19 protein-coding genes, 1 tRNA gene and 2 pseudogenes are annotated in these 23,645 nt (G+C 72.2%); 9 read left to right on the top strand and 13 right to left on the bottom strand.

Annotation, left to right across the window (positions count from 1 at the left end):
- Positions 1 to 394 (bottom strand): annotated as a pseudogene (locus AC1DUQ_RS02285) (hypothetical protein); the annotation flags it as partial.
- Between the two features lie 140 nt (positions 395 to 534).
- On the opposite strand from AC1DUQ_RS02285, the gene AC1DUQ_RS02280 reads away from it, so the two are divergent.
- Both AC1DUQ_RS02280 and AC1DUQ_RS02275 read left to right on the top strand, forming a co-directional pair.
- A complete protein-coding gene (locus AC1DUQ_RS02280; RefSeq protein WP_477059598.1) occupies positions 535 to 1,074 on the top strand; it encodes a peptidylprolyl isomerase in 540 nt (179 codons plus the stop codon).
- A gap of 73 nt (positions 1,075 to 1,147) precedes the next feature.
- A complete protein-coding gene (locus AC1DUQ_RS02275; RefSeq protein ID WP_477059599.1) occupies positions 1,148 to 1,942 on the top strand; it encodes a rhomboid family intramembrane serine protease in 795 nt (264 codons plus the stop codon).
- Between the two features lie 279 nt (positions 1,943 to 2,221).
- On the opposite strand, the gene AC1DUQ_RS02270 is transcribed toward AC1DUQ_RS02275, so the two are convergent.
- Positions 2,222 to 2,470, bottom strand: a complete 249-nt coding sequence (locus AC1DUQ_RS02270) for a cell division protein CrgA (RefSeq protein WP_477059600.1) — start codon at positions 2,468 to 2,470, stop codon at positions 2,222 to 2,224.
- Positions 2,471 to 2,661: 191 nt separating this feature from the next.
- Here AC1DUQ_RS02270 and AC1DUQ_RS02265 point away from each other — a divergent pair, with 191 nt between their 5' ends.
- The 4 genes from AC1DUQ_RS02265 to AC1DUQ_RS02250 are packed head-to-tail and all read left to right on the top strand — an operon-like array spanning position 2,662 to position 5,104.
- Positions 2,662 to 3,477, top strand: coding sequence for a DUF881 domain-containing protein (locus tag AC1DUQ_RS02265; RefSeq protein WP_477059601.1), 816 nt, complete (start codon positions 2,662 to 2,664; stop codon positions 3,475 to 3,477).
- Entirely contained in the window at positions 3,474 to 4,277 is an 804-nt protein-coding gene (locus AC1DUQ_RS02260) for a class E sortase (RefSeq protein ID WP_477059602.1), read from the top strand. Before AC1DUQ_RS02265 ends, AC1DUQ_RS02260 begins: the two co-directional genes overlap by 4 nt.
- Before the next feature lie 31 nt (positions 4,278 to 4,308).
- Complete coding sequence (locus AC1DUQ_RS02255; RefSeq protein WP_477073337.1) at positions 4,309 to 4,467, top strand: hypothetical protein; 159 nt, start codon at positions 4,309 to 4,311, stop codon at positions 4,465 to 4,467.
- 1 nt (position 4,468) lies between these two features.
- Complete coding sequence (locus AC1DUQ_RS02250; protein ID WP_477060790.1) at positions 4,469 to 5,104, top strand: aminodeoxychorismate/anthranilate synthase component II; 636 nt, start codon at positions 4,469 to 4,471, stop codon at positions 5,102 to 5,104.
- 50 nt (positions 5,105 to 5,154) lie between these two features.
- Here AC1DUQ_RS02250 and pknB read toward each other — a convergent pair whose 3' ends face one another.
- From pknB to AC1DUQ_RS02215, 7 genes are read right to left on the bottom strand one after another with little or no spacing between them, the layout of a single operon-like run.
- Positions 5,155 to 7,146 carry a Stk1 family PASTA domain-containing Ser/Thr kinase gene (gene pknB, locus AC1DUQ_RS02245; protein ID WP_477059604.1) on the bottom strand — a complete coding sequence of 664 codons (1,992 nt, stop codon included), beginning with the start codon at positions 7,144 to 7,146 and terminating at the stop codon, positions 5,155 to 5,157.
- A complete protein-coding gene (locus tag AC1DUQ_RS02240) occupies positions 7,146 to 8,399 on the bottom strand; it encodes a serine/threonine-protein kinase (protein WP_477059605.1) in 1,254 nt (417 codons plus the stop codon). The genes pknB and AC1DUQ_RS02240 overlap by 1 nt, the downstream gene beginning before the upstream one ends.
- A complete protein-coding gene (locus AC1DUQ_RS02235; protein ID WP_477073336.1) occupies positions 8,396 to 9,847 on the bottom strand; it encodes a peptidoglycan D,D-transpeptidase FtsI family protein in 1,452 nt (483 codons plus the stop codon). The genes AC1DUQ_RS02240 and AC1DUQ_RS02235 overlap by 4 nt, the downstream gene beginning before the upstream one ends.
- Complete coding sequence (locus AC1DUQ_RS02230) at positions 9,844 to 11,280, bottom strand: FtsW/RodA/SpoVE family cell cycle protein (protein ID WP_477059607.1); 1,437 nt, start codon at positions 11,278 to 11,280, stop codon at positions 9,844 to 9,846. Before AC1DUQ_RS02230 ends, AC1DUQ_RS02235 begins: the two co-directional genes overlap by 4 nt.
- 10 nt (positions 11,281 to 11,290) lie before the next feature.
- Positions 11,291 to 12,613 (bottom strand): PP2C family protein-serine/threonine phosphatase, encoded by a 1,323-nt coding sequence (locus tag AC1DUQ_RS02225; protein WP_477073335.1) that lies wholly within the window; start codon positions 12,611 to 12,613, stop codon positions 11,291 to 11,293.
- Between the two features lie 4 nt (positions 12,614 to 12,617).
- The gene (locus AC1DUQ_RS02220; protein ID WP_477059609.1) at positions 12,618 to 13,139 is read right to left on the bottom strand and encodes an FHA domain-containing protein FhaB/FipA; all 522 of its coding nucleotides are present in this window, start codon (positions 13,137 to 13,139) and stop codon (positions 12,618 to 12,620) included.
- 9 nt (positions 13,140 to 13,148) lie between these two features.
- Positions 13,149 to 13,859: an FhaA domain-containing protein gene (locus tag AC1DUQ_RS02215; RefSeq protein ID WP_056086159.1), complete on the bottom strand. Its 711-nt coding sequence runs from the start codon at positions 13,857 to 13,859 to the stop codon at positions 13,149 to 13,151.
- A 182-nt stretch (positions 13,860 to 14,041) separates the two neighbouring features.
- Between AC1DUQ_RS02215 and AC1DUQ_RS02210 the strand changes: the two genes are divergently transcribed.
- Positions 14,042 to 14,124, top strand: a tRNA-Leu gene (locus AC1DUQ_RS02210).
- Positions 14,125 to 14,302: 178 nt separating this feature from the next.
- Positions 14,303 to 18,487 carry a S8 family serine peptidase gene (locus AC1DUQ_RS02205; protein WP_477059610.1) on the top strand — a complete coding sequence of 1,395 codons (4,185 nt, stop codon included), beginning with the start codon at positions 14,303 to 14,305 and terminating at the stop codon, positions 18,485 to 18,487.
- 7 nt (positions 18,488 to 18,494) lie between these two features.
- Here AC1DUQ_RS02205 and AC1DUQ_RS02200 read toward each other — a convergent pair whose 3' ends face one another.
- Genes AC1DUQ_RS02200 through AC1DUQ_RS02185 form a run of 4 tightly spaced genes read right to left on the bottom strand, consistent with a single transcriptional unit; the run spans position 18,495 to position 22,882 of the window.
- Positions 18,495 to 20,117, bottom strand: coding sequence for an NAD(P)-binding protein (locus tag AC1DUQ_RS02200; protein WP_477059611.1), 1,623 nt, complete (start codon positions 20,115 to 20,117; stop codon positions 18,495 to 18,497).
- Positions 20,114 to 21,115 carry a thiamine pyrophosphate-dependent enzyme gene (locus AC1DUQ_RS02195; protein ID WP_477059612.1) on the bottom strand — a complete coding sequence of 334 codons (1,002 nt, stop codon included), beginning with the start codon at positions 21,113 to 21,115 and terminating at the stop codon, positions 20,114 to 20,116. Before AC1DUQ_RS02195 ends, AC1DUQ_RS02200 begins: the two co-directional genes overlap by 4 nt.
- On the bottom strand, positions 21,112 to 22,287 hold the full coding sequence (locus AC1DUQ_RS02190; RefSeq protein ID WP_477073334.1) for a hypothetical protein: 1,176 nt from the start codon (positions 22,285 to 22,287) through the stop codon (positions 21,112 to 21,114). The genes AC1DUQ_RS02195 and AC1DUQ_RS02190 overlap by 4 nt, the downstream gene beginning before the upstream one ends.
- Positions 22,288 to 22,300: 13 nt before the next feature.
- Positions 22,301 to 22,882, bottom strand: coding sequence for a 2-oxoacid:acceptor oxidoreductase family protein (locus AC1DUQ_RS02185; RefSeq protein ID WP_477060791.1), 582 nt, complete (start codon positions 22,880 to 22,882; stop codon positions 22,301 to 22,303).
- Between the two features lie 171 nt (positions 22,883 to 23,053).
- Between AC1DUQ_RS02185 and AC1DUQ_RS02180 the strand changes: the two are divergent.
- Positions 23,054 to 23,645, top strand: a pseudogene (locus tag AC1DUQ_RS02180) (hypothetical protein); the annotation flags it as partial.

Below are 23,645 nucleotides of genomic sequence, written 5' to 3'. Positions count from 1 at the left end.
CGGCAGCGTGCTCGACCGCAGCGCCCGCCTTGACCGCGGCGTCGTTCATGGCCGCGACGAGCTTGGGCAGCAGGTCGTCCACCAGCTTGTCGTGCGCGCTGTCGATGGCCGGCGACGCCTTCAGGGCCGCGCTCTCCACCTTGGGAGCGGCCGCCTTGACGCTCTCCTTGTACAGGTGCTCGACGCGGGGCAGCAGCCAGTCGATGGCCGCCTCGACCCGCGGGGTCGTCCAGTCCTTCGCCTGGGCGGCGGCGTCTCCGGCCTTGGACGCCGCGGTCCCGGCGGTCTCCTTGGCGCTCCTCGCGGCGTCGGCCAGCGTGGCGCCCAGGTCGGCTGCCTGGTCCTTCAGCTTCTCGGTATCGACGTCGATCTTCGGGCTCTTCGTGAACGGCATTCTCGGCTCCCGGCTCGTCGGCTGTACTGGCGTCCCACTCTGCCACCGTGAGCGCACCCGTGCAGGGTGGTATTCGGCCCGTGGCCTGCGCGACCGCTCGTCTCCAGGTCCTCAGCAGGGTCGCGTGCGAGACTTCTCGCATGTTTGCGACTCTGCACACGACCGCCGGAGACATCCGGATCGAGCTCTACCCCAACCACGCGCCCCGCACGGTGCAGAACTTCACGGGGCTGGCCACGGGAACGACCCCCTGGACGGACCCGACCACCGGCGAGGAGCGCACCGACCCCCTGTACAACGGGGTCGTCTTCCACCGCGTGATCTCCGGGTTCATGATCCAGGGCGGCGACCCGCTGGGCACCGGCCGCGGAGGCCCCGGCTTCACGTTCGACGACGAGATCCACCCCGAGCTGTCGTTCAACGAGCCCTACCTGCTCGCCATGGCCAACGCCGGCAAGCGTCTGGACCCGACCACCGGCAAGGTCGGCGGCACCAACGGCTCGCAGTTCTTCATCTCGGTGGCGCCCACCGAGTGGCTCAACGGCAAGCACACGATCTTCGGCAAGGTCGCCGACGACGAGAGCCGTGCCGTGGTCGACGCCATCGAGAAGACGCGTGTCCGCCCGGGTGACCGTCCCGTCGAGGACATCGTCATCAACTCGATCACCATCGAGGACTGAGACCACCATCAGCGAGTCCTCCCAGCCGGGCGCGCCGGTCGCGCCGCCGGTCTGCCCTCGGCACCCCGACCGGGTGTCGTACGTGCGGTGCCAGCGGTGCGGCCGGCCCACCTGCCCGGAGTGCCAGCGCCAGGCCGCGGTCGGCGTGCACTGCGTCGACTGCGTGGCCGAGGCGGCCCGTGCCGTGCCGAGCACCCGCACCGCGCTCGGCGGGGTGCGGCACGACGGCCGGCCCGTCGTCACGCTCACCCTCATCGGCCTGTGCGTGGTCAGCTTCGTCCTGCAGCTGGTCCTGCCGTCGTGGACCGGCCGCTGGCTGTTCTCGCCGATCCTCGGGTTCTACGAGCCGTGGCGATTCCTCACCGCGGCGTTCCTGCACTCCCCCGGCCAGTACCTGCACATCGTGTTCAACATGGTGGCCCTGTGGTTCGTCGGGCCCACGCTCGAGAACACGCTCGGCCGGGCCCGGTACATCACGCTCTACCTGGTGTCCGCGATCGGCGGTTCCGTCGGGTCGGTCCTGCTGGCCACCGCGACGGACAGCTGGGCCGTCACGAGCGTCGGTGCGTCCGGTGCGGTGTTCGGTCTGTTCGGCGCGATCCTCGTGGTCAGCAAGCGGCTCGGCGGCGACGTCCGCGGCATCCTCGTGCTCATCGGCATCAACCTGGCCCTCGGGTTCGTCATGGCGAACATCGCGTGGCARGCGCACGTGGGCGGGCTGGTCACCGGTGGGCTGCTCGCCGCGGCGTACGCCTACGCCCCCGCGTCCCGACGACGGCTCGTCGCCGTCGCGGCGCCCGTGGCGCTCGTCGCGGTGCTGCTCGTGGCCACGCTGCTCACGTATGCCTCCGTCGGCGCGTTCGACTGAGTCTCAAGCCCGCTCACAGCACGATCCGGCACCTCTCCCGGTGTCCCCACGGTTGCCCACAGCTGTGGAACTACACCCGTGTAGTTATCCACAGACTTGTGCACCGCTGGGGACAGCCCGGGCGTTCCCGCAGGTCAGCGCCGCGGCCTGGGGATGACGTCGGTGGCACGAGGGTGGGGACGAGCGCCGGGTCCGGGCATAGCGGACGCCCGCTCGCCGGGGTCGACGAAGGCGCCGCTCGCGGGTGCGAACGGCGCCTCGGTCAGAGCGTGTGGAGCGTCAGCGCCAGCGCGTCGTCATGCTGAAGCCGGCGATGATGAGGACGAACCCGATGGCCAGGTTCCACTGGTCGATGCCAGGGATCGGGTACTGCGACTGGGTGAGGTACGTGACCACGATCCAGATCAGTCCGAGGATCATCAGCCCGAGCATCACGGGGAGGAACCAGGGCGCGTTGACCTTGGGTCCCGTCGACTTGGCGGGCGGCGGTGTGTACGTCGCCTTCTTGCGCGACTTCGACTCAGGCACGTCCGGTGCTCCTGTCCTGCGGCGGTGCGGCCCACGGGCCACGGGAGACCACGCGGGAAACGGCGTGGTCGAAAATGGGCGTTCGTCGATGATGCGCCGAGGCCGCGTCGTCACGGACCCGTCGCATCGTGACCTAGCGTAGTGCCCACCCGAACTGTGCCCGTCGTGATGCACCGCCCGAGGAGCCGTCCGTGACCGACCACCCGCACCGCGCGCGTCGCTTCCTCGCGCGCGGGACGCTGTCGGTCGCCCTGGTGCTTGCGCTGTCGGGGGCGCTGTTCGCGGCCAACGCGAAGTTCGCGCGGGCCTCAGGCGAGCGTCACCCGCAGGACCTGCGGGAGCTCGTGCAGGTGGAGACGGACCGCGTCGCGCGGCTCTCCACCGAGGTCGACGGCCTGCGCGCCGACGTGGACGACCTGACGACGAGCGAGAACGCCGCGGGCGGGACCCCTCCCGGCAGCCCCAGCGCCGGGTACGTGGTCGAGGGGGGCCTGGTGCCCGTCGTCGGCCCGGGAGTCACGGTGCAGCTCGAGGACGCGCCCACCGACTCGCCGCGGCGCGACGAGGTGAGCCCCGACGTGCTCGTGGTGCACCAGCAGGACCTGCAGGCCGTGATGAACGCGCTGTGGGCCGGGGGCGCCGAGGCCATGGAGCTCATGGACCAGCGGGTGATCTCCACGAGCGCGTTCCAGTGCGTCGGGAACGTGCTCAAGCTGCACGGGCGCCTGTACTCCCCGCCGTACGTGGTGCGCGCCATCGGCGACCCGACGGAGCTGCGCCGCGCGCTCCTCGCCTCGCCCGCCGTGCAGTCGTACCTGCGCGACGCCGCCGACGTCGGGCTCGGCTGGTCGGTCACCGACGCGGAGGAGCCACTCTCGCTCGGGGCCTACTCGGGCGCGACCGAGCTGACGTCCGCGAGCGTCCCTGACGGTGTCGAGATCCTGCCCGGGCTCGAGGAGGCCGAGGCGGAGGCGGAGAACCGCGCAAGCCCCGGTGCCGACGGATGACCGGGACGACGACGGAGCCCCCTCCTGACACGAGGCGGGAGCGCCAGAAGAAGGTCGCGGCCCACCGGGTCCGGCACAGGGTCTACGGGATCGTCGGCGTCATAGGCGAGATCCTCATCACGCTCGGCGTGCTGCTGTTCGCGTTCCTGGTGTGGCAGCTCTGGTGGACCGACGTCGTCGGCAACCGCGCGCAGGCCGAGATCGTGCGCGAGCTCCCGTTCGAGCCGGTGCCGACCGCGACACCGAGCGCCGGAGCACCCGCGGGACCGGTCATCGCCCCGCCGCGGCGCGACGAGCCGCCGGTGATGGCCGAGCCGCCGCACGCGACGACCTTCGCGACCATCCAGGTGCCGCGGTGGGTGGGCGAGCCCGAGCGCCCGATCAGCCAGGGGACGGACCGTGCGACGGTGCTCGACGTGCTCGGCGCCGGGCACTACGAAGGCACGGCGATGCCCGGAGGGCTCGGGAACTTCGCGGTGGCCGGCCACCGGACCACCTACGCCAAGCCGTTCAACCGGGTCGAAGAGCTCCAGGTGGGTGACCCGCTGGTCATCCGGACCACCGACAACGTCTGGTACGTCTACCGGGTCACGTCGACGCAGATCGTCCTGCCGTCCGAGGTCTCGGTGATCGCCCCCGTGCCCGGCGACCCCGGCGCGGCTCCCACCGAGCGCATGATCACGCTCACCACCTGCCACCCGATGTTCTCGGCGCGGGAGCGGTTCATCGTCCACGGGGTGCTCGACTACTGGGCGCCGACGTCGGACGGGATCCCGGCCGAGCTGCTCGGTGGCGCATGATGGTCACCTGCGAGCGGGACGGAGGGCGCTGATGTACGGATGGCYGTGGCACCGGCTGCCCGGACCCGCCGCGGTGCGCGTGCTGATCCTCACGGTCGCCGCGCTCGCGGTCCTGACCGCCTGCTTCCTGTGGGTCTTCCCGGCGATCGCGCCCTTCATGCCCTTCAACGAGACGACTGTGGGTGAGTGACGTGACGCGGATCCTGGTGATCGACAACTACGACTCGTTCGTCTACACGATCGTCGGCTACCTCAACCAGCTGGGCGCCGAGACGGTCGTGGTCCGCAACGACGCGGTCCCGCCGGTCGAGGAGCGCACGGGCTTCGACGGCGTCCTGGTGAGCCCCGGACCCGGCACCCCCGCCGACGCCGGCCAGAGCATGCAGGTGATCCGCGACTGCGCCGACGCCGGTCTGCCGATGCTGGGTGTCTGCCTCGGTCACCAGGCGCTCGGCGAGGTGTTCGGCGGGACCGTCACGCATGCGCCCGAGCTCATGCACGGCAAGACCAGCCAGGTGGAGCACAAGGGCGAGGGGGTGCTGGCCGGGCTGCCCGACCCGTTCACCGCCACGCGGTACCACTCGCTGGCGGTGGTGAACGACACGGTGTCGGACGAGCTGGAGGTCACGGCGGTCGTCGCAGGCGACGGGCGACAGATCATCATGGGTCTCCAGCACGTGTCGCTGCCCCTGCACGGGGTGCAGTTCCACCCCGAGTCCGTGCTCACCGAGGGCGGTCACCGGCTGCTGGCCAACTGGCTCGAGATCTGCGGCGACGACCAGGCCGTGGCGCGCTCCGAGGGGCTGCACCCGCTCGTCCGCCTCTGACGCACGACGAAGGGGCCGCCCCGACCGGGACGGCCCCTTCGTCATGCCACCTAGGGCGTCTGGGTCGGGGCCGGGTCGTTGCCCTGCCCCTTCGAGACGTGGATGTCGATCTGCTGGTCCAGCGGGACCTCGTCGCCCGCGGTGGGGTCGGTCCGGAGCACCTCGTTCGCGGGCCGGTCGGACTGGTCCTCGATGCGGTTGAAGTTGGTCAGGCCGACCGCCTGCAGCGCCGCGACGACCTGGTCGTAGGTCTGGCCGGGGAGCCCCTGGGGAATGGTCGCCGTGGTGGGCGCGATGGCGATCTGCAGGTTGATCACGCGACCCTGCTTGACCGGCGTCCCGGCCGGGACGTCCTGCGAGACGACCGTGTCGGGCGCCTGGGTGCCGGACTCCACCGGTGACGTGTTGACCTGCAGCTTGGCGTCGTTGAGGATCTGCGTCGCCTCGGCCTTCGTCTTGCCGGCCACGTCAGGAACGAGCACGTTGCCGGTGGAGACGAAGAGCGTCACGGACGAACCCGCGCTGACGGACGTGCCCGACGCGGGCTCGGTCTTGGTCACCTGGCCCTGCGGGAAGGCGGGGTTGTCGTCGTCCTGACGGTTGGCGGACACGACGAGGCCCAGGCCCGTGAGGATGTCGGTCGCCTCCTGCTCGGTCCGGCCGGACACGTCGGGGACGGCGAGGCTGGCGGGTCCGGTGGAGATGTAGACGGTGATCGGGTCCTCGGCCTTGACCTCGGTGCCCTCCTCAGGGTCCGTCCTGATCGCGTGCTCGGCCTCGACGGTGTCGGAGGCTTCCTGCGCCCGCACGAAGATCAGGTTGGCGTCCGTGATCGCCGCTTCGGCCTCTGCCGCGGTCATCCCGACGACGGACGGCACGAGGATCGGCTCCGGGGCGTTGCTCTTGTTCGCGTTGGCGATGAGCAGCGCCACGATGCCCGCGACGGCAAGGACGGCGATCCCGATGAGCAGGGGAAGCAGCCACGGTCGCTTGTTCCCCTCGTCCTCCTCGGGCGGGCCGGCCGTGGCGACCGCGGCACCGGTGGACGCCCACGGCGAGGTGGCCGGAGGCATGGCCTGCGTCGTGGCGACGGGCGGGGCCATGACCTGCGTAGCCTCGGTGGCGGGGGTCGCGACCAGCGCGGCGGCGGCGAGCGCACCGACAGCAGGCGCGCCCACGGCACCGCCGCGGACGGCGGCCTCGAGGTCGGAGCGGAACTCGGCGGCGCTCGAGTAGCGGGAGTCGCGCTCCTTGGCCAGCGCCTTGAGCGTGATGCGGTCCAGCGTGTCCGGCACGTCCGACGCGAACGTCGAGGGGACCGGGGCGGCCTCGCGCACGTGCTGGTAGGCCACGGCCACGGGCGAGTCGCCGACGAACGGGGGCCGGCCGGTGAGCAGCTCGAAGAGCAGGCAGCCGGTGGAGTACAGGTCGGAGCGGGCGTCGACGGTCTCGCCGCGCGCCTGCTCGGGCGACAGGTACTGCGCGGTGCCGATGACCGCCTGCGTCTGCGTCATCGTCGCGGCCGAGTCGGCCATGGCGCGGGCGATGCCGAAGTCCATCACCTTGACCGCGCCCGTCGGGGTGAGCATGACGTTCGCGGGCTTGATGTCCCGGTGCACGATGCCCGCGTGGTGCGAGTACTCGAGCGCGGACAGCACGCCGGCCGTGATCTCCACGGCCTCCTCGATGGGCACCGCGTGGCCGTCCCGCAGGATGTCGCGGACCGTGTGGCCCTCGACGTACTCCATGACGATGAACGGCACGTGCGCGACGACGCCCGTGGGCTCGGTGAACACGTCCTCGCCGGTGTCGTAGACGGAGACGATGGCTGGGTGGTTCAGCGCGGCCGCGGACTGGGCCTCGCGGCGGAACCGGTTCTGGAACGAGGGGTCGCGTGCCAGGTCGGAGCGCAGGATCTTGATGGCCACGGTGCGACCGAGCCGGGTGTCGTGCCCGATGTGTACCTCGGCCATGCCACCTCGGCCGATGAGCTCGCCGACCTCGTACCGTCCGGCGAGGATGCGGGATCCGTCGTCCACCACTAGGCGTCCTTTGCTTCCGTCGATGCCGGGCCCGCTGTGAGCGCGCCGGACCCGTTCTCCGTGATCATCCCATCGAGGGTGTCGCCACGAGGGTAGTGGGCGACCGATGCCGACGGCCTGGTCTGGTCGCCAGGAGGCCCGTCCGCATTGGTGAACCGTGTTGCCAGGGCGGCCCCGAGCAGGCCGATGAGCAGCAGGACCAGCGCGAGCAGCGGCCAGGACAGCCGGCCCGTCCGGCCCAGGCGGACCCCGGTGGTCGTCGACGCCCGCCGGGCTGCGGCGCGTCCGGTGGGCTCGTCGGCCCGCCGGGTGCGGCGCGGCGGGTAGGAGGGCGGAGGTACCTCCGCGGAGGCGCCCCCCGACGCGACCGCGGTCGCGAACGTGTCCGGGGTGCGCTGGTGCTTGCTGACCAGCACGGGGATGCCCGACGGCGGCGTGCGCGGCACCATCTTGTCCAGCAGCTGAGCGAGCTCCTCGCCCGAGGCGGGTCGCGCGGTGGGCTCCTTGGACAGCAGCCGGATGACCAGCGCGGCGAGCTGCTTGTCGACGCTGGACGGCAGCGGCGGGACCGGGTTGTTCACGTGGGCAACGGCGATGTCGACCGCCGTCGGCCCGGTGAAGGGCCGGTGCCCGACGAGCGCCTCGTACGCGATGATCCCCAGCGAGTACAGGTCGGACAGGGGCGTCGCGGGCTTGCCGACGGCCTGCTCGGGCGAGAGGTACTGCGCGGTCCCCATGACCATGCCGGTCGCGGTCATGTTCACCTGGTTGCGCGCCAGCGAGACGCCGAAGTCGGTGATCTTCACGCGGCCGCCACGGCCCAGCAGGATGTTGCCGGGCTTCACGTCCCGGTGCACGACCCCGGCGAGGTGCGCGGCGTGCAGCGCGCGGGCGGTCTGGGCCAGGATCGGCAGCAGTCGGCGGGTGGGCAGCACGGGCTCGCGCTCGAGCAGGTCGGACAGGGGTTCGCCGACGACGAGCTCCATGACGAGGAAGCCCGAACCCTCCTGCTCGCCGTAGTCGAACAGCTGCGCGATGTTCGGGTGCGACAGCGACGCCGAGTTGCGCGCCTCGGTGCGGAACCGCTCGAGGAACCCGCGGTCGCCGGCGAACTCCGAGCGCAGCACCTTGACGGCGACCGGGCGGGCGAGGGCGTCGTCGTACCCCTCCCACACCTCGCCCATGCCGCCGACGGCGATCTGCCGGACCAGCCGGTAGCGCTCGCCGAGCAGGAGACCCGATGCCGTCTTCACGAGCCCAGCACCGCCTCGATGACGGCCTTCGCGATGGGCGCCGCGACGCGTCCGCCGGTGGCCTCGTTGCCGGCGTTCCCGCCGTGCTCGACGAGCACCGCGACCGCGACGCGCGGGGCGTCGGCCGGGGCGAACGCCGTGAACCAGGCGTGCGGAGCCTGCCCGTCGGCGGTCTGCGCGGTACCGGTCTTGCCGGCCACCTGCACGCCCGGGATCTTGGCGGCCGTGCCCGACCCGCTGTCGACGACGCCGACCATCATGTCCCGCAGCGACGCGGCCGTGCCGGGCGACATCGCCGTCGAGTACAGCTCCGGCTCCGTCTCAGACACCCGGTGCAGGTCCGCCGACCGCACCGTCTGCACCACGTACGGCGTCATCAGCCGACCGCCGTTCGCGATCGCCGCCGACACCATCGCCATCTGCAGCGGGGTGGCCTGGACGTCCCGCTGGCCGATGGCCGACTGGGCGGTGATCGGCGCGTTCATCTCGTCGGGGAACACGCTCTCGACGACCTTCATCGGGATCGTGAGGTTCGGGTCGTTGAAGCCGAACCGCTCCGCCTGGGTGCGCAGCGCGTCGGCGCCGACGTTCAGGCCCAGCTGTCCGAACGCGGTGTTGCAGGAGATGCGCAGCGCGTCCGCGAGCGTGATCGGGTCGCTGCCGCAGCCGCCACCGCCGAAGTTGCCGATGGTCGCCGTGGTCTGCGGGAGCGTGAGCTCGACCGGCGCGGGGAGGGTGCTCTGCGGCGTGTACTGACCGCTCTCCAGCGCCGCCGCCGCGGTGACCAGCTTGAACGTCGAGCCGGGCGGGTACCGCTCCTGCGTGGCGTTGCTGCGCAGCGGGTTGCCCTCCGCCGAGGCCAGCTGCTGGTACGCGGCCCCGGCGRCCGCGATGTCGTGGGAGGCGAGCGCGTTGGGGTCGAACCCGGGCGTCGAGACGAGCGCGAGGATCTTGCCGGTGGACGGCTCGATCGCGACGACCGCCCCCTGCTGGCCCGCCAGTCCCTCGAGCGCGGCCTGCTGCGCTGCGGGCAGCAGGGTGGTCTCGACGGCGGCGCCCTCGGGCTGGCTCCCCGTCAGCAGGTCCCGGATCCGCGAGAAGAACAGCCGGTCGCCGCGGCCGGTCAGGTCGTCGTTCGCCGCCCGCTCCAGCTCGGTCCGGCCGTTCACCACGGAGTAGAAGCCGGTCATCGTCGAGTACAGCTCCCCGGCCGTGTAGGAGCGCTGGTAGCCGTAGGAGTCCTCGACCGGCGTCGACAGGGCGATGGCGTCGCCGGCCACCACGATCGGTCCGCGCGCGTTGCCGAACTCCCGGTAGAGCGTGCGGACGTTCCGGCTGTCGTTGTTGAGCCGCTCGGCCTGGAAGTACTGCACCCAGGTGGCGCTGGCCATGAGCGCGACGAACATGACGAGGACAACCGTCGCGAGGCGGCGCAGGGGAGTGTTCACCGCACCCCCCGCATGATCTCGGTCGGCTGATCATCCTCATTGCTGCCGCCGACGACCGGAGTACCCGCGATCGGCGTGAGCGACGGCTTCATGGACGGTGCCGGGCGCCGGGCCTCGTCGGAGATCCGCAGCAGCAGGGCCACGATCACCCAGTTGGCCACCAGGGACGAGCCGCCGTAGGCGATGAACGGGGTGGTCAGGCCGGTCAGCGGGATGATCCGCGTGACGCCACCGACCACGACGAACGTCTGCAGCGCGACGATGAACGCCAGACCGCCCGCGAGCAGCTTGCCGAACCCGTCGCGCACCCCGATCGCGGTGCGCATGCCGCGCTCGGCGAGGATCGCGTAGAAGAGCAGGATGGCGAGCAGCCCGGTGAGCCCGAGCTCCTCCCCGAGGGACGCGACGATGAAGTCCGACTCCGCGAACGGCACGAGGTCGGGGCGCCCCTGACCCCACCCGGTGCCGAACAGACCGCCGCTGGCCATGCCGAACAGCCCGCGCACCAGCTGCCCGGACCCGCCCGGGCTCTGGTCGAACACGGCGGGGTCGAAGGCGTGCAGCCAGGCGTCGAACCGCGCTCCCACGTGCGAGAACGCGCCTGCGGCCAGGACCGCGCCGACGACGAACAGCAGGAGGCCGATGACCACCCAGCTCAGCCGTTCCGTGGCGAGGTAGAGCATCGCGACGAAGAGGCCGAAGAAGAGCAGCGAGGTGCCGAGGTCACGCTCGAGCACGAGGACGGCGACCGACGCGCCCCAGACGATGAGGATCGGTCCGAGGTCCCGCGGTCGCGGCAGCTGCAGGCCGAGCACCTTGGGCCCGGCGAGCGCCAACGTGTCGCGATGGGTGACCAGGTACCCCGCGAAGAAGATGGCGAACGCGATCTTGGCGAACTCCGCGGGCTGGAAGCCGACCCCACCGACGCGCACCCAGATGCGCGCACCGTTGATCAGCACGCCCAGGCCGGGGATCAGGGGCAGCATGACGAGCACGAGACCGGCGAGCATGGCGGTGTACGTGTACCGCCGCAGGGTCCGGTGGTCGCGCAGCAGGATGATCACCGCRGCGGCGAGCACCACGGAGATCGCCGTCCACACCAGCTGGCGCTGCGCGAACGCGTCCTCGCGGCCTCGCGCGGTATACGCGAAGTCGATCCGGTAGATCATCGCGAGCCCGATGCCGTTGAGTGCCACGGTGATCGGCAGGATCACCGGGTCGGCGAACGGCGCGCGCCACCGCAGCACCAGGTGGATGCCGATGGCCAGCGCGGCCATGCCGACCCCGTAGCCGATGACGTCCGGCGGGACCTTGTCGGTGGTGCCGATGCCGACGAGCGCGTACGCGGCGACGCCGATGGCGAGCGCGAGCAGCAGGAGGCCGAGCTCGACATCCCGGCCGGCCCGCACGCGGTGCGGCTGGACCGTAGCCATCACGCGCGGCTCACGGTGCGGCCGTCGGGGTGACGGAGACGGACGGGGACGGGGTCGACGAAGGCGACGACTTCGGTGGGACAGTGCCGACGGTGTCTTCCTCGAGCATGGCGACGAGCTCGCGCGCGTCGTCCAGGGACTCGGCGTGGATGGTCTGCTCGACGCGGGCACGCAGGTAGCCCGACGCGAGGTCCTCCAAGGAGGTACCGGTCCGCTCCACCACGGACGACAGCGGGACGGGTCCGAGGTTCTGCGGGAGCCCGCGGAAGATCACGACCTCCTGGTCGTCGACGCCCACGTAGTACTGYGTCTGCGTCCAGCCGTAGGCGATCGCGGCACCACCGAGGACGACCACGGCGACGACCACCCACGCGACGACCGAGCGCCAGCGCCGCGGAGGCGGCGGCTGCTCGGCGGCGGGGGCGTCCGGGGTCGGCGGCTCGACCGACTCCTCCCCGGCGTCGTCCCCCGCCTGGGGCGCCCGGGTGAGGCCTGCCGCGCGCGCCGCCGGACCGTCGGCGGCGGCCGTCGGGGCGTTGCGGGTCAGCGCGGCGGCGCCGACCACGGTGGCGTTCGTCGTCGGACCGGCGCCGTCCGCGACGGCGTCCAGCTCGATGACGTCCGCCAGGACCACGGTGATGTTGTCGCCGCCGCCCGCGCGCAGCGCCAGCTGGACCAGCCGGTCCGCGCACGCGTCGACGTCGTCGATCGTCGCCATCGTCTCCTCGATGGTCTCCGCGCTCACGAARCCGGACAGGCCGTCGGAGCACAGGAGCCAGCGGTCGCCCGGGCGGGCCTCGCGGACGGACAGGTCCGGGGTCACCTCGGGGTCGAAGTCGCCCAGCACGCGCATGACGACCGAGCGCTGCGGGTGGTGCTCGGCCTCCTCCGGCGTGATCCGGCCGATGTCCACCAGGTGCTGCACGAACGTGTGGTCGGTGGTGACCTGCGTGAGGACGCCGTCGCGCATGAGGTAGCCGCGCGAGTCGCCGAGGTGCACCATCGCGAGCTTGTTGCCGGCGCGCAGGATGGCGAGCACGGTCGTCCCCATGCCGCCGAGGTCAGGGTCGGCGTCGCTGCGGGCGATGATCTCGTCGCGGGCGTTGGCCAGCGCCGTCTCCAGCTCGTCCAGGGCGTCGTCGGGGCCGTGCGACTCCCCGTCGAGCGGCGCGAACGCGGCGACGGCCACCGACGAGGCGACATCGCCCCCGGCGTGGCCGCCCATGCCGTCGGCGACCATGAGCAGGTGCGGACCGGCATAGGCCGAGTCCTGGTTGTTGGAGCGCACGAGTCCGACGTCGGACCGCGCCGCATACCTGAGTGCGACGGTCACCGGGTTACCTCTGCAGCTCGAGAACGCTCTGGCCCACGCGCACGGGTGTACCCGTCGGGACGGGGGTCGGAGCCTCGACGCGCTGGTCCGCCACGAATGTCCCGTTCGTCGATCCGAGGTCCTCGACGAACCACTGGCCACCCTGCGGGAAGATCCGTGCGTGCCGCGACGACGAGTAGTCGTCGTCCAGGACGAGCGTGCAGCTGGGCGCCCGTCCGATGAGCACCGCCGACGTCCCCAGCGGGACGATCGTGCCGCGCAGCGGACCCTCGGTGACCACGAGGCGCGACGGGCCGGCGCCGCTGCGGGCCGAGCGGGGGGTGCGCGTCGGCGCGGTCTCGGGCTTGGCGGGCTCGGTGGCGACCGCGGCCGCACCGGCTGCCACGACGGGAGCCTTGCGACGACGACGGTCGGTGATGCGCGTCCCGTACAGGTCGCGGCGCAGCACCCCGATGGCGAAGAGCACGAGCACCCAGAGCAGGGCCAGGTAACCCAGCCGCAGCAGGGTGATCGTCAGTTCACTCATGCGCCGGCGTCACTCGTCCGGGTCCGGCTCGCCACCGGTCCAGAACAGGATCCGGGTACGGCCGATGGTCAGCGTGTTGCCGTCCAGCAGGGTCGCGGCCGGAACCTGGTGGCCCTCGACGAACAGTCCGTTGGTGGAGCCCATGTCGGTTGCGACCACGCCGTCGGACGTCACACGGATCTCGAGGTGGCGACGCGAGACGCCCGGGTCGTCGACGATGATGTCCGCCTCCGAGCCGCGCCCGATGACCGTCACCGGGCCGGTGAGGATGTAGCGCTGACCGTCGATGTCCACCAGCGGGTGACGCGCGCTCGGTGCTGACGTCGCCGACGCCGGGGCGACCGCACCGCGCACCGTCGCGCTGTGCACGCGGAATCGCGCGGCCTCGAGCTCGCTGTCCTCGCTGAACGACACGGTCACCGGCCCGACGAACGCGTACCGCTGGCTCGCGGCGTAGTCGGTGACGTTGTTGGCGAACTCGTCCGCCAACGCCTCCGCACCCCACGACTCCACCTGGTCGTAGTCGGCAGTCGCGAGCTCGATCGTRAACTCGTTGGGCACGACGGTCCGGTCGCGTCCCACGACGGCGGCCCGGTCGTCCACCTCGCGGCGCAGCGCGCTGGAGAGGTCGAGCGGCTTCAGCTCGCTCTTGAAGGCCTTGGCGATGGCGTTGTTGACGACGCGCTCGACGCCGTTCTCGAACCTGTCGAGGATGCCCACAGCCACCTCCCTCGTCCCTCGTGCGCCTCTGCGTGCAGGTACAGCACCCGCAACCCGCCTTGATCGTATCCGTGCCCCACCGGTACGGGGCCGGATGAGGGGTGATGTGCGCGCGGCGAGCCTGCCGGGGCCTCTCGGCCTGGTCGGAGGGAGGTCGCGATCGTGCTAATGTTCTGCGGCGCGCGCGAGTGGCGGAACGGCAGACGCGCTGGCTTCAGGTGCCAGTGTCCGAAAGGGCGTGGGGGTTCAAATCCCCCCTCGCGCACACGTTGAGCGGCAGCCCGGACCTTCCAGGTCCGGGCTGCTGCCGTGTTCGGCGCCCGATGGGCGGTTCACCCGAATGCGCGGTTTGGCCGGGCATCTCGATGCCCGATGATTCACGCATCGACGGCGCCGGTCTGGCGCCCGCCGGCGGGCAGCCGGAAGCACGAGCGAGGACTCTGATGATCTCCCTGCGACGACGCACGCACCGAGCACTGACGCAGACGGGCATCGGGTCCGTCGTCGTGGCGTCCTTGGTGCTCGCCCTGGCGGGACCCGCGCAGGCAGAGCCTGTCGTGCCCTCGCTGGACGAGCCGCGCGACCGCACCGAGCTCGGTCTGGACACGATCCCGGCCGCACCCGCCGCGCCCGCCGCGCCGGATCGCGTCCTCGTCAAGTTCCGCGCCGGGACCGAGGACTCGGCCCGCCGCTCGGCGCTCGCGGCCGTCGACTCCAGCGTGGACGGCACCGTGGGTCGGACCGGCTTCGTCGCGGTCGACACCCCGGCCGGGGGGGCCGCGGCGGTCGCGGACGACCTCGCGGACGACCCGCGGGTGGCCGAGGTGCAGGTCGACCACGTCCGCACGGCCAGCGGTGTCGAGGTCTGGGGCGGCGACGACTACGTCGGCGAGCAGTGGCCGTACCTCGAGCTCACCACCTTGCCCTCGGCGTGGGAGACCGCGGACGGCACCGGCGTGACGGTGGCGGTCCTGGACTCGGCGGTGCTCACCTCGCACAACGAGCTGGCCGGCCGGGTGAAGCCGGGATGGGACGCGATCAGCGGCGACGCCGACCCGACCGGCTCGGGCTGGCACGGCACGCTCGTCGCCGGCGTGGCCGTGGGTGCCGCCGACGGCGCCGGGATCGTCGGCGCCGCATACCGCGCGTCGCTCATGCCGGTGCGGGTGCTCGACGACTCCGGTGTGGGCACGGACTCGAGCGTCGCGGCCGGCATCGACTTCGCGTCGTCCAACGGCGCCGACGTCATCAACCTGTCGCTCGGCGGCGAGTCGCCGTCCCCGATCCTTCGCGCCGCTCTCGTCACGGCTGTCGCCCGCGGCTCCGTCGTCGTGATCGCGGCAGGGAACACGGGCGACGAGGTGCTCCAGTACCCGGCGGCGTACGCAGCCGAGATCCCCGGTGTGCTCTCGGTGTCCTCGGTCGAGGACAGCGGCCGGATCACCGAGACGGACCAGTACACCTCGACCGGGGCCTCGTCCCACAACGACGCGGTGTCGATCGCCGCACCGGGTCGGGAGATCCTCGGCCCGTCGGCCGCGGGCTCCTACGTGTACGTGTCCGCCACCGGGACCTCGCTCGCAGCACCGCTCGTCAGCGGCGCGGCCGCGCTCCTGGTCCAGCGCAACCCCGGCTGGACGGCGGAGCAGGTCGCGGCCCGGCTGAAGGCGACCGCGCGAGACGCGGGTCCTCGCGGGGTCGACCCCTTCTACGGCGCCGGCATCCTCGACGCCGGCGCGGCCCTCGGGCAGGTGCCCGCGGTCCCCCTGGACCGGATCGGGGACGACGGGCCGAGCGACGACTTCGCCATGGACGCGACGATCGTCGCCCTCGGTGCGCACGCGGTGTCGTTGCGCGCAGAGGCGGACGTGGACTGGCTGGTCATCAACGGCCTGCAGGCAGGCATCGACTACGAGGCCTACATGGTCGACGGGCCGATGCGGGGTCTCGTGTTCGACAGCGACGGCCACCAGCTCACGCAGTTCGGGACCTTGAGCTCACGGTTCCGCACGGCCGGCGGGCGGGTGTACGTCAAGGTGTGGGCCCCGAACGGGACGCGCCAGAGCACGTCGTGGGGTCCCACGTACCCGGAGTCGATCGTCGTCGTCCGGCCGTCGGGAGTGCAGCGCGCGGCGGACGCGGTGCGGTTCGGCAGCGGACAGGCGACCAGTGTCGGCTTCCTGGGATACACGCGGCCGACGCTCGCTGACGTCACCGGGGACGGCGTCGCCGACCTGGTCACGGGACGTTCTACGCCGGGTCCGGGCGGTCTCGGGCGCGTAGGCCAGCTCGTGCTCAACGTCGGCCGCGCCGACGGGACGTTCGCAGCCTCGTCGTACGCCCCGGTGCCGACGGGGTTCTGGCCCCCGACGCTCGTCGTCGTCGATCTCGACGGGGACACGGTTCCGGAGGTCGTCGCCGCAGGGGAGTCCCAGGTCTCGGCGTTCAGTGCGGCGGGCGGGGCGTGGGCGCAGCCCGTCGTCCTGGCGACCGGGCTGGGCGAGGCGGCACGCGTCGCGGCTGCGGACCTCGACGCCGACGGCGACGTGGACGTCCTCGTCGGCTCGCAGGGCGGTCTCGTCCTCCTGCGGTCGCAGGCCGGCTCCTACCTGAAGGAGCAGGTCACGTCGACGGCACCGGGTTCGGTCGCGGTGGTCCAGCTCGACGGTGCTCGCGGGCCGGACGTGCTCCTCGGGCGGGGCAAGACGCTGCTCCAGAACGCCGACGGCACGTTCGCACCGGGTCCCGACGTGTCGGCGCTGGCGGGTCCGACGGAGGCCCAGGTGGCCGACCTGGATGCGGACGGCGCGCCCGACCTCATCAGCACCAACAGCACCCTGGCGACGACGACCGTGGTGTACGGCGTCGCGGGCGGCATCCTCTCGGCCCCGCAGAGCGGTCTTCGTTCGACCTCCGTCGAGATGCTGAGCCCGTCGTTCGGAGACGTCGACGGCGACGGCCGCCTCGACCTGGTGTGGAACACCTACGTGGCCATCCAGCACGCGGACGGTTCGTTCGGGGCCAAGCAGTACGTCACGCACCCCTGGGGGACCTCGACCACGGGCTGGGCCCTGCCGTTCGACGGAGCCGGTGACGCGCGGACGGACGTCCTCGCGAGCGACGGGTACTCCAACCTGGCGGTGCTGCCGCAGATCGATGTGGACGACCCGCCGGGTGACCAGGCCTGGGTCTGGGGCGTGACGCCGCAGGACGAGGCGTCCGGGGTCGGCGCGCGGCCGACGGTGACGGTGACGAGCAAGCGCCAGCTCGACCCGGCGGGGGTGACGGCCGAGTCCGTGCGGCTGGTCGACCGCGAAGGCGAGGACGTCCCCGCGGACCGGTCCACCGACGTCGCCACGGGTGCGGTGTCCCTCGTGCCGAGGGCGGACCTGGAGACCGGCGGCCACTACGAGGTCGTCGTGACCGGCCTGCGTGACGCGGCCGGGGCGACGATGACCGAGGTGGCGCGCAGCTGGTTCACGGTGGGTGCCGCGGGTGAGCGGTTCACGCCCGTGGAGCCGTACCGGGTGCTCGACACACGCGAGACCACCAAGGGTGCCGTGCGTCCCGGATCCCCGGTCGAGCTCGACTTCAGCGACCTGCCGAAGGGCACGACCTCGGTCGTCCTCAACGTCACGGCCGCGTCGCCGCAGGGACCCGGGTTCCTCCGGGTCTTCCCCGCACCCGCGAGCGCCGGCACACCCGAGCCGGACATCTCGAACCTCAACGTCGCGACGGGCGTGGACCAGCCGAACCTGGTCACGGTCAAGCTCGGGGCGGGCCAGCGGGTACGCATCTCGACCGTCTGGACGACCACGCACGTGGTGGTCGACCTGTCCGGCTACTACAGCGCCGGTGGTGCGACCGCGTACGTGCCGATGGAGCCGAAGCGTGTGATGGACCTGCGCACCGGCGAGGCGGGTGGCCCCAAGGGGGTCCTGCACCCCGGCCGGTGGGTGGACCTGCAGGTGGCGGGCCGCAACGGTGTCCCCGCGGACGCGACCGCGGTGGTCCTGAACGTCACGGGGGCGAACCCGCCGGGCCGCACGGTCGTGCGGGTGTTCCCGAGCCCGGAGCCGTTCTACGGGGACTACCTGCCGTCGGTGTCCAACCTCAACCTGATGCCGGGGCGCGACCAGCCGAACCTGGTGACGGTGAAGGTCGGCTGGGGCGGCAAGGTCAGGTTCTACTCGCACGCCTCCGACGTCATGCTCGTGGCCGACATCGCGGGCTACTACTCGCCGACCGGGGACAACGGGTTCACCGCGATGGACCCGGTCCGGCTCGCGGACACCCGGACCGGGCTGGGCCTGCCGGGCGGGCGGATGTATCCCGAGCAGACCCGCACCCTGGCTGTCGCGGGCGTGCGGGGCATCCCGTCGGACGCGACCGCGGCCGTGTTCAACGTGACCGGTGCGCGGCCGAGCTACCTGACGGTGATCCGGGTGTTCCCGGCCGGTCCGGGGCCGGCGCCGAGCATCTCGAACCTCAACCTCATCCCGGGCCGGGACGACCCGAACATGGTGATCTCCCGGATCGGTCAGGGCGGTGGTGTCTCGTTCTACAGCCACTCCGCGGTGACCGACCTGGTCGTGGACGTCGGGGGGTACTTCCGCACCTGGCGGTGACGAGCCTCTACCGCGGCTCGGGGACCATCAGGATCGACCCGGACGGGCACTCGGCCACGCAGATCCCGCAGCCCTTGCAGTAGTCGTAGTCGATCTCGAACCGCTTGCCGGGGCCGAGCTTGATCACCGCGTTGTCGGGGCAGACGCCGTAGCAGTTGTCGCACTCGAAGCAGTTGCCGCAGGACATGCAGCGGCGTGCTTCGTAGGCGGCGGTCTCGGCATCGAGTCCCTGGACGACCTCCTCGAACCCGGAGGTGCGCCGGGCCGCCTCGAGGCGCGGCCGGACCGCGTGCGGGGCGTCGGCGTAGTACCAGGTGTTCAGGGAGGCGTACTCCGCCAGCGGGGCCTCGGTCGGCTCCACCGCCGGAACCCGGCGCAGCCAGGCGTCGATCGCGCGAGCGGCCCGGGCTCCGTGCCCGACGCCGACGGTCACCGTCCGCTGGGCGGGCACCACGTCGCCGCCCGCGAAGATGCCGGGGTGACCCGTCATGAAGGACGAGTCCACCTGGACCGACCCGTCGCTGAGCGCGACGTCCGGGACGTCGTCGACGAGCGACAGGTCGCTCTCCTGGCCGAGCGCGAGGACGAGGGAGTCGGCCTCGAGGTCCTCGAACTCACCGGTCGGCTGGGGGAAGCCGCTCTCGTCGAGCTCCATGCGTTCGACCCGGAGGTGCCCGGCGTCCGCGTGCGCGACCGTGGACAGCCACTTCACGACGACGCCCTCCTCGAGCGCCTCGGCCATCTCCGAGTCGTGCGCGGGCATCCGGTCGCGGGTGCGCCGGTAGACGATGATCGAGTCGGTCGCACCGAGGCGCTTCGCGGTCCGCGCGGCGTCGACCGCGGTGTTCCCGCCGCCGTAGACGACCACCCGGCGGCCGAGCAGCGGCGGCTCGCCCTGCGCGACGTCGTGCAGCATCGAGACCGCGTCGACGATCCGCGCCGCCTCCCCGGCGGGCACGTACGCGCGCTTGCCGATCTGCGCGCCGACCGCGAGGAACACGGCGTCGAACCCCTCGGCCAGGGCGGCCAGCACGTCGTCCACCCGACGACCCAGCTCGAGGGTGATCCCCAGGTCGACGATGCGGGCGATCTCCGCGTCGAGCACGTCGCGCGGCAGCCGGTACGCGGGGATGCCGTACCGCATCATCCCGCCGGGCTTCGGCGAGGAGTCGCGGACGGTGACCTCGTGGCCGAGCCGCCGCAGCTGGTAGGCGGCCGACAGCCCGGTGGGGCCGGCGCCGACCACCAGCACGCGGTGACCGGTCGTCACCGTGGGGACGGCAAGCGCCCAGCCCTGCTCGATGGCGTGGTCGCCGAGGAAGCGCTCGACGGCGTTGATGCCGACCGCCTCGTCGAGGAAGCTGCGGTTGCAGACCGTCTCGCACGGGTGGTAGCAGACACGTCCCATGATCGCGGGGAACGGGTTGGCCTCGACGAGCGTGCGCCAGGCCTGCTCGTACGAGCCGTCCTCGGCGGCGTAGAGCCACTTCTGCGGGTCCTCCATGGCGGGGCAGGCGTGCGCGCACGGCGGCGTGAGGTCCACGTACACCGGTCGCTCCTGGCGCCAGGCACCCGTGTGGTTGGCCAGGCTCGAGCCGACGTCGAGCGTGATGGCGAACGGCTTGGTCATGACTGCACCTCCTCCAGCAACCCGTACCGCGCGATGTTCCGGTCCGCGATCGCCTGCAGGCGGTCGATCACGTCGTCGCGCCGGACCGGCGAGAACAGGTGGGCGTACCGGCCCTGCAGCGCGAGGTACTCCTCGACGGGGACGCGGTGCCGGATCGGGCGCACCGACGTCACCTCGCCGCGCTCGGCCTCGAACACCGGGAAGTAGCCGCTCTCGGTGGCCAGCCGCGCGATCCGCACGGTGTCCTTCGCCGCCGACGCCCAGCCGAGCGGGCACGGGACCAGCACGTGCAGGTAGCGCGCGCCGCGCATCCCCATGGCCTTCTCGACCTTCGCCTCGAGGTCGCGCAGGTCGGCGACGGTGGCCGTCGCGACGTACGGGATCTCGTGCGCCATCGCGATGCGCGGCACGTCCTTGCCCTGGCCGAACACGTTGCCGGGGTGCTCGCCGACGGTCTGCGTGGTCATGGTGCGGGCGGCGGGCGGCGTGGCACCCGAGCGCTGCACCCCGGTGTTCATGTAGCCGCCGTTGTCGTAGCAGACGGCGAGCACGTCGTCGTTGCGCTCGAACATCCCGGACAGGCACGCGAAGCCGATGTCGACCGTCGCCCCGTCGCCGCCCTGTGCGACGACGCGCACGTCCGGCTTGCCGAGGGCACGCAGCCCGGCCGCGACGCCGGTGGCGACCGCCGGTGCGTTGCCGAACAGCGAGTGCAGCCACGCCACGCGCCAGGACGTCTCGGGGAAGGGCGTCGAGAAGACCTCGAGGCAGCCCGTCGCGTTGACCGTGACCATCCGGCCTCCCGCCGCGCGCATGGCGGCGTCCAGCACGTAGCGCGCGCCGAGCGCCTCGCCGCACCCCTGGCAGGCGCGGTGACCGGACGTCAGCGAGTTGGCGCGACCCTGCTCGGACTGCGCGCTGCGCAGCTCGGGGTCGAGCAGCCGGTTCCCGACCGCGAAGCTGCCGACCTGGTAGAACTTCACCGGCGTGGCGCTCATGACCGCACCTCCCTCAGGCTCGGGTGGAGCCGCGCGAGCTCGCGGTCGACGACCGCGGTGTCGAGGTCGAGGAACGTGAGCTCCGGGAGCTCGTCGCGGACCGCGCGGCCGAGCAGCTCGCGCAGCGACGTCGTCGTGACGGGCCGTCCGCCCAGCCCCGCGATCACCGTGCTCTGGCCGATCCCTGTCCCGGCCAGCGCGAGGCGGACGTCGCCGGAGACGATCCCGCCCGCCCCGACGGCGAGCGCCCGCTCGATCACGACCACGCGCCGTGCCCCCGCCAGCGCGGCCGCCAGGGCCGCGTACGGGAACGGCCGGAACGAGGTGACCCCGAGCAGCCCGACGCTGACGCCCTCGTCGCGCTCGGCGTCGACCACGTCCTGCAGGGTGCCGAACACCGACCCCAGTGCGACGACGACGGTCTCGGCACCGTCGGTCCGGTAGGGCCGCAGCAGACCGCCAGAGTCCCGGCCGAACCGTGCGGCGAACTCCGCCGCGACGCGCGGGATGACCTCGAGCGCCTCGAGCTGGCGCAGGTGAGCCAGGTAGCGCACCTCGGTGAACGCGTCCGGGCCCACCATCGACCCGATCGACACCGGCTCGTCGGGATCGAGGACCTGGCGAGGTTCGAACGGCGGCAGGAACGCGTCGACGCCCGCCGCGTCGAGCACGTCGATCCCCTCCGTGGCATGCGTGAGGACGAACCCGTCCATGCACACCATGACCGGTACGGACAGCTCCTCGGCGATCGCGAACGCCTGCGGGTGCAGGTCCGCGGCCTCCTGGTTGCTCGACGCGTACAGCTGGATCCAGCCGGAGTCGCGCTGGGACATCGTGTCGCCGTGGTCGTTCCAGATGTTGATGGGCGCCCCGATGGCCCGGTTGGCCACGGTCATCACGATCGGCATGCCCATGCCGGACGCGTTGTACACCGCCTCGACCATGTAGAGCAGGCCCTGGCTGGAGGTCGCGGTGTAGGACCGCGCGCCGACGGCGCTGGCACCGATCGCGCCGGACATGGCGGCGAACTCCGACTCGACGTTCACGTACTCGCACCCGGCCAGCTCGCCGGCCTTCACCAAGCGGCTGAGCTCCTCGACGATGTGGGTCTGCGGCGAGATCGGGTAGGCGCAGATCACCTGCGGCCGGCACGCGGCGACGGCAGCCGCCACGGCTCGCGATCCCTCAACCTGCCGGAGCATGAGCGGCCTCCTCGACGACGAGCCGGTACGCGGCCTCGGCAGCCGCCGAGTTGGACCGGGCGAGCGGTCCGGGGAAGCGCTCCTCGAGGGCCGCGACGACCCCGTCGAGGGTGATCACCCCCGTCAGCGCCGCGAACGCGCCGAGCAGGGGGACGTTGGGCACGGGCCGGCCGACGTGCTCCATCGCCAGCTCCGACGCGGGGACGGTCACGACGTGGCCCGGTGGCAAGGCCGCGGCCGCCGACCCGAGCCCCAGCTCGGCGGGCGTCCGCACGGTGTTGAGCAGCACGTACCCGTCGGCCACCATCCCGGCGAGCACGTCGACCCGTCCCAGCAGCGACACGTCCTGGATGATCAGCGCGTCCGGTGCGGCCACCGGGTCGTGCGACCGGATCGGACCGTCCGCGATGCGGCAGAAGGACACGACGGGGGCGCCCGTGCGCTCGGAGCCGAAGCTGGGGAACGCCTGCGCGTGCCGGCCTGCGCGGAACGCGGCCACCGAGAGGAGCTCGGCGGCCGTGACCACGCCCTGCCCGCCCCGTCCGTGGATGCGCACCTGGAACATGCCGGTCACCGGCCCTTCGCCTTGCTTCAGGGAACGCCTTCAGGGCCTGCTCGCAAGAGGGCCGAACGTCCCGTCTCGCGCGTCCCATTCGTCCGGGATGCCCCCGTGGCGTACCCGGCCTAGCCTGCGCTGAGGCGGCCACCCCGACCGCCCCTCACCATGGGAGGCACAGTGCGCAAGACCCTCCTCGCGCTCATCGCGCTGGTCGGCCTGCTCCTCGCGTCGGCGACACCCGCTGCCGCGATCACAGGCAACTACGTCAAGGACTTCGAGCACCCTTACGTGGGCCTGCTCACCACCTTCGACGCCGACGGTGTGTTCGCGGGCCGCTGTTCCGGTTCGCTGCTCACCCCGACCGTGTTCCTCACGGCCGGCCACTGCACCGAGGACGTCGCGACCGCGGTCGTCTACTTCCAGCAGGACGCGGGCGTGAACTACGACCCCGAGACCGAGCTCGACCCCATCACCGGCTACCCGGAGTTCTGCGCCGGTGACACCCTCGGCGTCGTGTGCGCGACGTCCGACGAGACCTACAACTGGGGCTTCGACGACTTCGCCGGCTTCCCCGACACCAAGGACATCGGGATCGTGATCCTCGACCAGCCGATCACGCTGGACGAGTACGGCTCGCTGGCCGCGGTCGGTTCGCTGGACAGCCTTGCGACGGCGCAGGGCACCAAGAACGTGACCTTCACGGCGAGCGGGTACGGGCTGTCCTACAGCAGCCCGGTCGGGGTCGAGTCGTTCCGCGAGCGGCTGATGG

Source organism: Cellulomonas sp. P4_B5_2 (assembly GCF_056402235.1).
The sequence above is the reverse complement of the archived record's forward strand: the minus strand, read 5'-3'. Positions and strand labels throughout refer to the sequence as shown.